We start from the raw sequence: 10,998 nt of genomic DNA, 5'->3' as shown, positions 1-10,998 counted from the left end.
GCCGGGCGTCGGTCACAGGCCGTCCCCGGAGGTACGGGCGGCCGCGTCGGGCACCCGTTCGAAGCGCTCGGTGCGGCGCCGCTTGGCCCGGCGGAAGCGGCGGGCGACCAGCCGGGACAGGTCGGCGGCGCCGACCATGCCCGCCTCGGGGCCGAGCTGGGCACGGGCGATCCGGGCCTCGGGGCGGTAGCCGCGGCCGGTGAGCTGACGACGGAAGGCGTCGCGGGCCGGGCCGATCAGCAGGTCGTCGGCGGCCGAGACGCCGCCGCCGATCACGAAGCAGGACGGGTCCAGGGCGGCCGCCAGGTTGGCGATGCCGACGCCGAGCCACTGCCCGATGTCCTGGAGCAGCTCGACGCACATGGCGTCGCCCTCGCGGGCCAGCTCGGTGATCATCGGCCCGGTGATCGCGGAGATGTCGCCCTTGACGTGCTCGAGGACGCCGAAGGCCACCGGCGAGTCGGCCGCGGCCAGCTCCCGGGCCTCGCGGACCAGGGCGTTGCCGGAGCTGTACTGCTCCCAGCAGCCGCGGTTGCCGCACGGGCAGCGGTGCCCGCCGGGGACCACCTGCATGTGGCCGAACTCCCCGGCCACGCCGAACTTGCCCCGCTTGACCCGGCCCTCCTCGAGGATGGCGCCGCCGATGCCGGTACCCAGCGTGATCATGACGAGGTGGTCCTCGCCCTTGCCGGCCCCGAACCGCCACTCCGCCCAGGCCGCGGCGTTGGCGTCGTTGTCCACGAGCACCGGCACCGACAGGCGCTCGGCCAGCCGGTCGCGCAGCGGCTCGTTGCGCCAGGACAGGTGCGGGGCGAAGAGCACGCGGTTGAGGTCGGCGTCGATCCAGCCGGCCGCGCCGATCCCCACGGCGTGCACGTCGTGCCGGTCGGAGAGGTCCAGGACCAGCTCGGTGATGGTGTCCTCGACGACCTTGGGACTCTTGGACTTGTCCGGCGTCTCGGCCCGGAGCTTCTCCAGGATGTTGCCGTCGGCGTCGACGACGCCGGCCATCACCTTCGTACCGCCGATGTCGATGCCGACCGTGGGCACGCGGGGCGCCGACAGGTGCGAACGGCGTTCCCGGGAGCCGACCGTCCTGAGGACGGGGGTACGGCGCGAGCCGATGGGGGCTCCGGCCGCCCTGGCCGGGTTCAGCGCCCGGGGCAGTGCGAGGTCGCGGTAGGTGCTCATCGCGCCGATTCTGCCTCAATCCGAGGAGCCGCCGCATGGCGCCGCCCCACCCGGCCCGTCCGCCCCGGGGCTCCCGCCCGTCCCACCGGCCACGGAAGACGGGTCCGTCCTGTCGCTCCGGTCACGGCCGCGGGCGCTCCTCGTCCGCCCCCTTCACGGCCTGCGGGCCGTCGGGGGCGGGCGGTCCCGGACGCTCCAACTCGTGCCGCAGGTCCTCCAGCTCGTCGCCGCCGGCCATCTGCCGGGTCAGCTCGTCGAGGGTGATCCGGTCGCGGGTGTGGTGGCCCGCCATGGTGCCGCGCTTGAGCAGCACGAAGCGGTCGCCGACCAGGTGGGCGTGGTGCGGGTTGTGGGTGATGAACACAACAGCCAGCCCGGCGTCCCTGGCGGCCGCCACATATTTGAGGACCACACCCGACTGCTTGACGCCCAGCGCCGCGGTCGGCTCGTCGAGAACGAGCACCTTGGCGCCGAAGTACACCGCGCGGGCGATGGCCACGCACTGGCGCTCGCCGCCGGAGAGCGTGCCGATGGGCTGGTCGACGTCCCGCAGGTCGATGCCCATGCGCAGCAGCTCGGCGCGGGCCGTGCGGCGCATGAGGTCGACGTCCATGCGCCGGAAGGGGCCGCGCCCCTTGACGGGCTCGGAGCCGAGGAAGAAGTTCCGCCAGACCGGCATCAGCGGGACGACCGCCAGGTCCTGGTAGACGGTGGCGATCCCACGGTCCAGGGCCTCCCGGGGACCGGTCAGCCGGGTCTCCTCGCCCGCGATGCGGAAGGAGCCGGCGTCGTGGCCGTGCAGACCGGAGATGATCTTGATGAGGGTGGACTTGCCCGCGCCGTTGTCGCCCAGCACGCAGGTGATCTCACCCGCCCGGGCCTGGAGGGACACGCCCTCCAGGGCACGCACGTTGCCGTAGTACTTGCTGACGCCCTCGAGCTCGACCAGGGGTACCGCCCCGGGGATCCGCTCGGCGGTCGGTTCGGTCGCCGTGGTCACTTCGTCGCCTCCGCGCGCTTGCGGACCCAGTGGTTGAGCAGGGTCGCCAGGAGCAGCATCGCCCCGAGGAAGAACTTGAACCAGTCCGGGTTCCACTCCGCGAAGACGATGCCCTTGCTGGTCATGCCGAAGATGAGCGCGCCGACCGCGGAGCCGACGGCGGACCCGTATCCGCCGGTGATCAGACAGCCGCCGATCACCGCCGCGATGATGTAGGTCAGCTCGTTGCCGACGCCCTCGCCGGACTGGACGACGTCGTAGCTGAAGAGCAGGTGCTGGCCGGAGATCCACGCGGCCAGGGCCACGCCCATGTACAGGCCGATCTTGGTGGCCCGCACCGGCACGCCGACCGCTCGGGCCGCCGTCCCGTTGCCGCCGACCGCGAAGATCCAGTTGCCCGCCCGGGTGCGCAGCAGGATCCAGGAGGCGACGGCGATCAGCACCAGCCACCACAGGATGGTGATCTTGAAGTTGATCCCGCCGACGGTGAGCGTGGAGGCGAACACCGCCTTGGCCTGCGAGAAGCCGTCCATGTCCGCGATGGAGCGGGTGGAGACCGTGTCGCTGATCAGCTTGGTGAACCCGAGGTTCATGCCGATCAGCATCAGGTAGGTGCCGAGCGTGATGATGAAGCTCGGCAGCTTGGTGCGGGTCAGCATGAAGCCGTTGAAGGCGCCGACGGCGAGCGTCACCAGCAGGGAGACGCCGACGCCGACCCAGACGTTGGCGGTGGTCTGGTAGCTGAACATCGACGAGATCAGCGCCGACGAGGTGACCAGCACGCCCGCGGAGAGGTCGAACTCGCCGCCGATCATCAGCAGCGCCACCGGGACGGCCATGATGCCGATGGTGGAGGCGGCGTACAGGACGGTGCTCAGGCCCGCGCCGGTCAGGAAGCTGTCGGCGGCGAAGGCGAAGAAGACGAGAACGGCGACGGCGCCGACCACGGCGCCCAGCTCGGGCCTGCCGAGCACCCGCCGCAGCGGCGAGGTGCGCAGCAGTCGTTCGTCCACCGCGGCGTCGGCCGGGGTGGTGGTGCTCATCGGGTTCCCCGCTCCGCGTACTCGGCCAGCTCGGCGGCCTGCTCCTTGGTGACGATCTGCGGGCCGGTCAGGACGGGCTGCCCGCCGCCGAGGACGTCGGCGTTGTACTTGTACAGCCACAGCAGGTCGACGGCCTGGTAGCCCTGGAGGTAGGGCTGCTGGTCCACGGCGAAGCCGAGGGTGCCGTCCTTCAGGCCGGCGGCCACCTTGCCGTTGAGGTCGAAGGTGTCGATCTCGGCCTTGCTGCCGGTCTCCGCCTTGGCCTTCGCGGCGGTGTCGGCGAAGGGGGCGCCCAGGGTGACGATGGCGTCGATCTTCTTGTCGGCCTGCAGCTTGGCGCCGATGGAGGACTGGACGTCGGGCATGTTGGTGCCCTCGACGTAGAGGTTCTCGACCTTGCCGTCGAAGGTCTCCTTCACGCCGTCGCACCGCTGCTCGTGGCCGACGTTGCCCTGCTCGTGCAGGACGCACAGGACCCGCTTGCGCCCGCGCTCGTTGAGCTCCTCGCCGACGGCGCGGCCCGCCACGGTCTCGTCCTGGCCGATGTGGGTGAGGGCGCCGAAGTCCTTGGAGACGTCGGAGCCGGAGTTGACCGTGATCACCGGGATGCCGGCCTTCACGGCGCGGTCGACGGCGGCCTTCATGGCGTCCGGCTTGGCGAGGGTGACGATGATGCCGTCGACCTTCTTGTCCACGGCGGCGTCCACCAGCTGGGCCTGCTGCTGCGCCTCGGCGTCGTGGGAGTAGAGGAAGTTGATGTTGTCCTTGACGGCGGCCTGCTCGGCGCCGTTCTGCACGATGTCCCAGAAGGTGTCGCCGTCACCCGAGTGGGTGATCATGGCGAACGTCCACTCCGGGGTGTTCACCGCCGCCTTGCCCGGGGACGCCGAGGCCTTCCGGGCGTCCTCGGCGCGCTTGCCGCCGGTGCTGCTGCAGCCCGCGACCGAGACGCACAGCGCCCCCGCCACCGCGATACCCACCCAGGTCCGAAACCGTCCCACGAGGCGTGACCTTCTTCCTTCTCGTTTCCACGGATCTTCGTCCGCGTTGTGCGGCACCGGGTGGCGGCCACCGGCGGCCGCACCCGAACGCAGCATTATCGAACATCCGGATGGGGGGAAGGTCGGCGGGGGGAGGCATCGCGGGCCTTCCCTCCCAGGACGTGGGATGCGTCACCCCGGCGCCCGGGACGGGCCTGCGGAGGGGATCGGCCCTTCCTGTCACCGGGTGCGGGAGGGTGGAGCCCATCGGTGGTGGAAGTGAAACCGTATGTCCGGTCAAACGGACATGCGCTTTGACATCACGTCAGGTGAGGGCCATTTTTTGTCCTCATGCGCATCGGAGTCATCGGGACGGGACGGATCGGCGCCCTGCACGCCCACGTCCTCAGCCGGCACAGCGAGGTGGGGTCCCTGGTCGTCACCGACACGGACCAGAACCGGGCCCACGAGATCGGCCAGCGGCTGGGGGCGACGGTGGCGCCCGGTGTGAACGAGGTCTTCAGCTGGGGCGTCGACGCGGTGGTCATCACGGCGGCGACCTCGGCGCACTCCGACCTGATCCGGCGCGCCGCGCGGTACGGGCTGCCGGCGTTCTGCGAGAAGCCGATAGCGCTGGACCTGCGGTCCACGCTGGAGGCGATCGCCGACGTCGAGGCGGCGGGCACGGTGCTGCAGATGGGGTTCCAGCGTCGCTTCGACGCGGCGCACGTGGCCGCGCAGGAGGCGGTGTGGAACGGCAGGCTGGGGCGGCTGCACACGGTGCGTGCACTGTCCGCCGAACCTGCGCCGCCGCCCGCGGAGCACCTGGCGCTGTCCGGCGGGCTGTACCGGGACGTGCTGATCCACGACTTCGACTCGCTGCGCTGGGTGACCGGCCGCGAGGTGGCCGAGGTGTACGCCGCCGGGTCGGCCGCCGGCGGCTCCATGTTCCGGGACGCCGGGGAGGTGGACACGGCGGCCGTGGTCCTCACCCTGGACGACGGGACGCTGGCCACGGTGACCGGGACCCGGCTGAACGGCTCGGGGTACGACCAGCGGATGGAGCTGGCCGGGGAGCTGGACCAGATCGTGGTGGGCCTCGACGAGCGCACGCCGTTCTTCTCCGCCGGGCCGGGCGGCCCGGCCGCGGCGGAGAAGCCGTGGTCCGGTTTCCTGGAGCGGTTCGCCCCGGCCTACCAGGCGGAGCTGTACACCTTCCTGGACGTGGTGCGGGGCGACCGGCCCAATCCGTGCGACGGCCGGCAGGCGCTGGAGGCGCTGCGCATCGCGGAGGCCTGCGAGCTCTCCCGCCGTGAGCGGCGCCCCGTCCACCTCGGCGAGATTCCCTCCGGCCTCTACTGACCCCGGTGGTCCTGCTCGCGCGCCGCGGTGCGGCGGACGCCGGGTCTCCCCGGCGCGCCGCGGGACCGGCGCCGTCAACCGCGCTCCGGGCCGCCCGTCACCACTTGACCGGCAGACTGCGCAGGCCGCGCACCAGCATGCCGGGCAGCCACTCGCCGGGCGGGCCGTCCAGGGCGAGGCCGGGAGCGCGCCGCAGCAGGGAACCGATGGCGATCCGGGCCTCGAGCCGGGCCAGCGGCGCGCCCAGGCAGAAGTGGATGCCGTGGCCGAAGGCGAGGTGCCCGGTGCTCACCCGGCGTATGTCGAAGCGGTTCGGGTCCAGGTGACGCCCGGGGTCCCGGTTGGCCGCGGCGAGGCCGATCATCACCTGGTCGCCCCGGGCCACGGGCACGCCGGCCAGTTCCAGCGGCTCGGCGGCGAAACGGAAGGTGGCTGTCTCGACCGGTCCGTCGTGGCGCAGGGTCTCCTCGACGGCTCCCTCGAGCAGCCCCATGTCCGCGCGCAGCAGTTCCAGCTGATCGGGGTGGGTGAGCAGGGCGTGGACCGCGCCGGTGACGAGGTTGACCGTGGTCTCGTGTCCGGCAAGCAGCAGGACGAAGGCCATGCCGATGAGCTCCCGGTCACAGAGACGGTCCCCGTCGTCGCCGGCCACGTCGATGAGTTCGCTCAGCAGGTCGTCGCCGGGCCCCGCGGCCCGCTTGTCCTCGATCAGTTGCGCGAGGTAGGTGCCGAAGGACTCCGCGGCCTTCTGCCGGTCGGCCTCCGTCGCCGGCGCGACCGCGTCGTTGGACATGGTGCGGAAGGCGGCGCGGTCGCCCTCCGGGACGCCCAGGAGCTCGCAGATCACCGTCATGGGCAGCGGGTGGGCGAGCGACTCGACGAGGTCGGCGCGGCCCGCGGGCAGCATCCGGTCGAGGAGCTCGTCGGTGATCTCCTGGACGCGCGGGCGCAGCGCCTCGACCCGGCGGGGCGTGAAGGCCCTGGAGACCAGGGTGCGCAGCCTGGTGTGCTGGGGCGGGTCGGAGGCCAGCATGTGCTTGCCCACCGGGTCGCCGTCGAACCTGCTGGGGCCGAGCTTCTCCGGGTCCTTGGACAGCCGCGGGTCGGCGAGCGCGGCGCGCGCCTCCTCGTGGCCCACGACCAGCCAGGTCTCGTACTCGTCGGGCGCCGGCAGCAGCACCCGGTGCACCGGTCCCTTGCGCCGTAACTCGGCGTACACCGGGTGCGGGTCGGCGCGGAAGCTCTCGCCGTACTGCCGAAGGTCCACCACGTCCGTCATCGGATCCCCCTGTGCGTCGCTCGGGGACGCCCCGTGCCCCCCGCCCGTGGAACGGGTGGGCGGCACGGCGAGTTCCGGGAGCGGTGTGGCGCGGGGGCGTCAGCGGCCCGGTCCGCGCAGCCGGGTGGTGAGGGTCCGGGCTCCGTCCCGGGTCAGGGCGCCGTGGAGGCGGAGACGGGAGATCCCGCCGTCGGGGTGGACGTCGAGGCGTGCGTGGGTACCGGTGGCCGGACCCGGCAGGAGGAAGCGGTGGTTGGTGTCGGGCTGGAGCCGGGTGCGGGGGACGATCTCGGTCCAGGGGCCGTCCTCGCCGTCGCGCAGCGAGACGGACGCCCAGCCGGCGCTGTTGCCCTTGAGGCAGGCGGTGTCGATCTCGACGGCCCGCACCGACGCCTGGGCCGCGAGCCGGTAGGTGATCCAGTCGTGGCCGTGGTCGCGCCGACGCCGGGTCTCCCAGCCCTCGTCCATCCGCGACGACCGGCCGGGCAGGATCGTGTGGGAGGCCGGGGAGTAGAAGCGGTCGGAGACGTCCTCGACGACGCCGCCGTTGGCGAGCGCGACGACGTCGAAGACGCCGAGCGCCGTCAGCCATCCCGGGTCGGGGACGACCTCGCCGTGGACCCGCAGCCGCGCGATGCCTCCGTCAGGATACTGGCGCACCCGCAGATGGGTGAACCGCTGCTCCACGGACACCTCGAAGCCGTTGGCCGCGTGACCGCCGACGGGGGTGCGCGGTACCAGCGTGGTCCACGGCACGCCGTCGGCGAGCAGTTCCCCGGGCGACGGCGTGCCCGGCAGGGCGGTGCCCTCGAGGGAGATCTCCTGCGGATGGTTGCCGCGGAAGTGGGCGGTGTCCACCACGACACCGCGGACCACGCCGGGGGCGCCGAGACGCACCAGCGCCCAGTCGTGGTCCTCCGAGGTGGGCCAGGGGTGTTCGGCGGAGGCGCCGCGGCGCCTCCGGGTCTCCCAGCCGTCCATCACCTTGCCCTTGTGGCCGAAGACGTCCGGCTCGAAGACGGCGGGCCCGGGCAGCAGCAGGTTCTCCCGGGGCGCGAAGAACTCGTCGTTGGCGGCGATCACGGCCGCCCCGAGCCGGCGGTCCGCCAGGTCGGGCAGGCCGGAGAAGGGGAACGGGGCCGTGCGGTGGTCGGCGTAGGGGTCGCCGCCCCGGTAGGGCTCGGCGGGGCCGGTGAAGCGGGGGATCGCCGTCACGTGAGGGGGTCCTGCCTTTCTGGCGTGCGGTCGACGGTGCGGCGGGCGGTCGGCCGGCGGTCCAGCAGGCGGCCCGAGGGTTCGGTGAACGAGCCGTCCTGGTGGATCCTCCGTCCGCGCAGCCAGGTGGAGCGGACGACACCCCGCAGGGTGCGGCCGGCGTAGGCGGTGACCGGGTTGCGGTGCTGGAGCCCGGCCGGGTCGACGGTGAACGAGGCGTCCGGGTCGAAGGCCACGAGGTCGGCGTCGCGGCCCGCGGCGAGGGCTCCCTTGTGTTCCAGCCCGGCGAGGGCGGCGGTGCGTCCGGACATCCAGCGCACCACGTCGTCCAGTCCGTGCCCGCGGCGGCGTGCCTCGGTCCAGACGGCGGACAGGCTGAGCTGCAGGGAGGAGATGCCGCCCCAGGCCGTGGCGAAGTCCGGGGTCTTGAGGTCGGCGGTGGACGGGGAGTGGTCGGTGACCACGCAGTCGACGGTCCCGTCGGCGAGGCCCTGCCACAGCAGGTCCTGGTTGGCCGCCTCGCGGATCGGGGGGCAGCACTTGAACTCGGCGGCCCCGTCGGGGACCTCCTCCGCGGTGAGCGTCAGGTAGTGCGGGCAGGTCTCCGCGGTGACCCGGGTTCCGGCGGCCCGTGCGGCCGCGACCAGGGGCAGGGCGCCGGAGGAGGACAGGTGCAGGATGTGGACCCGGGCGCCGGACCCGCGTGCCAGGGCGAGGACCTGGGCGACGGCGCTGTCCTCGGACCCGCGGGGCCGGGAGGCCAGGAAGTCGGCGTACCGGGGACCGCCGCAGGGCGGAGCCTCGGCGAGGCGGTGGGGATCCTCGGCGTGCACGACGAGCAGACCGTCGAAGGCGGCGATCTCGTCCATGGCGCGGGCCAGTCGCCCGAGGTCCAGCTCGGGGAACTCCTCGACGCCGGAGGGGGAGAGGAACGCCTTGAAGCCGTACACGCCGGCGTCGTGGAGCGGACGGAGTTCCCCCGCGTTGGCGGGTACGGCGCCGCCCCAGAAGCCGACGTCGACGTGGACCCGGCCCCGTGCGGCCTCCCGCTTGATCTCGAGGTGGCGCGGGGTGGTGGTCGGCGGGAGGGAGTTGAGCGGCATGTCGATCAGGGTCGTGACGCCGCCGGCCGCGGCGGCGCGGGTGGCGGTCCAGAAGCCCTCCCAGTGCTCCCGGCCGGGGTCGTTCACATGGACGTGGGTGTCCACCAGGCCCGGGAGGACGGCGAGGTCGCCGAGGTCCTCGAGGCGGGCGCCGGCCGGGACGGGGGCGTCGTGACCCGCCACGTGAGTGATCACTCCGCCGGAGACGGAGACCATGACGGAGGCGGGGCGGATCCCCTCGGGGGTGACCACGCGGGTGGAGCGCACCACCAGTTCGGTCCCGGGCGTTCCTGCTTCGGGCACGAGGACGGCCCCCTCTCCCGCTCCGCGCGCCGGACCGGGTGAACCGGCGCGCTTCAACGATTTGTTGAAGGATTCCTCCGCGCCCCCGCCCCGTCAAGAGCCACCGGCCGACGCCGCGCCGCAGCGCGGTGCGGCTACGCTTCCCCCGTTCCGGACCCCGGCCGAAAGGACCATCCTGTGCCGACGCCCAGCTCACCGAGCGGATCGGTCCAGTCCCTCGAGCGCGCCTTCGACCTGCTGGAGCGGATGGCGGACGCGGGCGGCGGGGTCGGCCTGAGCGAGCTGGCGACGGACAGCGGCCTGCCCCTGCCGACCATCCACCGCCTGATGCGCACCCTGGTGACCTGCGGCTACGTCCGCCAGCAGCCGAGCCGCCGGTACGCGCTCGGACCGCGGCTGATCCGGCTGGGCGAGTCCGCGTCACGGCTGCTGGGCTCGTGGGCGCGGCCGTCCCTGGCGCGGCTGGTCGAGGAGACCGGGGAGACGGCCAACATGGCGCTGCTGGACGGCGACGAGGTGGTGTACGTGGCCCAGGCGCCGTCCCGGCACTCGATGCGGATGTTCACCGAGGTGGGCCGTCGGGTGCTGCCGCACTCCACCGGAGTGGGCAAGGCGCTGCTGGCGGACAGCTCGCCGGAGGAGGTGCGGGCGCTGCTGGCCCGCACCGGGATGCCGGCGGCGACGGACCGGACCATCACCACGCCCGACGCCTTCCTCAGGGCGCTGGAGGAGGTCCGGCGGGCCGGGTACGCGGTGGACGACAACGAGCAGGAGATCGGCGTCCGCTGCCTGGCGGTGGCGGTGCCCGGCTCGCCCACCCGGACGGCGCTGTCGGTGTCCGGGCCGGCGGGACGCCTCACCGACGAGGCGACGGAACGGATCGTGCCGGTGCTGCGGGCGGTCGCGGCCGAACTGGGCGAGACCCTGCGGGGGGCCGCGCCCACACCCTGAGCCCCGCCGTCGTGAGCCCCGCCGCCGTGAGCCCCGCGGCTGTGGTCGCCTCGGCGGCCCGGCCGGCGGCGGACGGCGCGTCAGGCGGACATCGGGGCCGACGCCCCGGGCCGCCTGCGCCGTCCTCGCCACCCGGCAGGCGGCCGCACCGGGCGAGGAGACGGCCCAACCGCCGACCGAACCGCCGGGCCAACCGCCAGGCAGCAGGCGGGCGGGCGGGCAACGGAGGGCGGCAGCAGGCGGAGGCGGCAGCAGTCAGGCCCGCGTCGCGAGCGCGCCTGCGACGCGGCGGCCCAACGCACCGTCACCGCCTGGCGTGGACGCCCGCGCGTGGCGACAGCCCTACCGGGCAGGCGACAGCCCGGAGTTCAGGCAGGTGCCCGCGTAGAGGCAACCGCTCGGCGGCGGACCCGGCGGAACCCACCCGTCGAGGCGGACCGCCCGTCGACGTCGACCACCCGTCGATGTGGGCGAACCCGACGCGCGGGCGACCCGGCCCCAGGGCCCTGGCGGCCGCTTCGGTCGCCCCGCCAGGCGCACTCCTGCGCTCGGACAGACCGGCCCCGGGACG

9 protein-coding genes are annotated in these 10,998 nt (G+C 73.5%); 2 read left to right on the top strand and 7 right to left on the bottom strand.

The features are described from left to right. Positions 1-12: 12 nt before the first annotated feature. The 4 genes from ACOV8S_RS05170 to ACOV8S_RS05155 all read right to left on the bottom strand — a co-directional run bounded on the left by ACOV8S_RS05170 (position 13) and on the right by ACOV8S_RS05155 (position 4,235). Positions 13-1,191, bottom strand: a complete 1,179-nt coding sequence (locus ACOV8S_RS05170) for an ROK family glucokinase (protein ID WP_382550225.1) — start codon at positions 1,189-1,191, stop codon at positions 13-15. Positions 1,192-1,312: 121 nt separating this feature from the next. Continuing rightward, positions 1,313-2,191 carry an ATP-binding cassette domain-containing protein gene (locus tag ACOV8S_RS05165; protein WP_448316335.1) on the bottom strand — a complete coding sequence of 293 codons (879 nt, stop codon included), beginning with the start codon at positions 2,189-2,191 and terminating at the stop codon, positions 1,313-1,315. After that, positions 2,188-3,234 carry an ABC transporter permease gene (locus tag ACOV8S_RS05160; RefSeq protein ID WP_448316334.1) on the bottom strand — a complete coding sequence of 349 codons (1,047 nt, stop codon included), beginning with the start codon at positions 3,232-3,234 and terminating at the stop codon, positions 2,188-2,190. The genes ACOV8S_RS05165 and ACOV8S_RS05160 overlap by 4 nt, the downstream gene beginning before the upstream one ends. Further along, positions 3,231-4,235 (bottom strand): sugar ABC transporter substrate-binding protein, encoded by a 1,005-nt coding sequence (locus tag ACOV8S_RS05155; protein ID WP_448316333.1) that lies wholly within the window; start codon positions 4,233-4,235, stop codon positions 3,231-3,233. The genes ACOV8S_RS05160 and ACOV8S_RS05155 overlap by 4 nt, the downstream gene beginning before the upstream one ends. Positions 4,236-4,565: 330 nt before the next feature. Here ACOV8S_RS05155 and ACOV8S_RS05150 point away from each other — a divergent pair, with 330 nt between their 5' ends. Further along, on the top strand, positions 4,566-5,576 hold the full coding sequence (locus tag ACOV8S_RS05150) for a Gfo/Idh/MocA family protein (protein ID WP_448316332.1): 1,011 nt from the start codon (positions 4,566-4,568) through the stop codon (positions 5,574-5,576). A gap of 97 nt (positions 5,577-5,673) precedes the next feature. Here ACOV8S_RS05150 and ACOV8S_RS05145 read toward each other — a convergent pair whose 3' ends face one another. From ACOV8S_RS05145 to allB, 3 genes are all read right to left on the bottom strand, one after another. Next, the gene (locus tag ACOV8S_RS05145; protein WP_448316331.1) at positions 5,674-6,855 is read right to left on the bottom strand and encodes a cytochrome P450 family protein; all 1,182 of its coding nucleotides are present in this window, start codon (positions 6,853-6,855) and stop codon (positions 5,674-5,676) included. 99 nt (positions 6,856-6,954) lie between these two features. Then, positions 6,955-8,070, bottom strand: coding sequence for an allantoicase (alc, locus tag ACOV8S_RS05140; RefSeq protein ID WP_448316330.1), 1,116 nt, complete (start codon positions 8,068-8,070; stop codon positions 6,955-6,957). Then, positions 8,067-9,476, bottom strand: a complete 1,410-nt coding sequence (allB, locus tag ACOV8S_RS05135; RefSeq protein ID WP_448316329.1) for an allantoinase AllB — start codon at positions 9,474-9,476, stop codon at positions 8,067-8,069. Before allB ends, alc begins: the two co-directional genes overlap by 4 nt. A 177-nt stretch (positions 9,477-9,653) precedes the next feature. On the opposite strand from allB, the gene ACOV8S_RS05130 reads away from it, so the two are divergent. Then, positions 9,654-10,427 carry an IclR family transcriptional regulator gene (locus ACOV8S_RS05130; protein ID WP_448316328.1) on the top strand — a complete coding sequence of 258 codons (774 nt, stop codon included), beginning with the start codon at positions 9,654-9,656 and terminating at the stop codon, positions 10,425-10,427. Positions 10,428-10,998: the final 571 nt, after the last annotated feature.

This window comes from Streptomyces sp. CO7 (assembly GCF_053474865.1).
Note: the sequence above shows the minus strand (reverse complement) of the source record. Positions and strands in the feature narration are given on the sequence as shown.

Coding starts and splice junctions, on each gene's coding strand:
- ACOV8S_RS05150 (WP_448316332.1), top strand. CDS start 4,566: ATGCGCATCGGAGTCATCGGGACGGGACGGATCGGCGCCCTGCACGCC.
- ACOV8S_RS05170 (WP_382550225.1), bottom strand. CDS start 1,191: ATGAGCACCTACCGCGACCTCGCACTGCCCCGGGCGCTGAACCCGGCC.
- ACOV8S_RS05145 (WP_448316331.1), bottom strand. CDS start 6,855: ATGACGGACGTGGTGGACCTTCGGCAGTACGGCGAGAGCTTCCGCGCC.
- ACOV8S_RS05160 (WP_448316334.1), bottom strand. CDS start 3,234: ATGAGCACCACCACCCCGGCCGACGCCGCGGTGGACGAACGACTGCTG.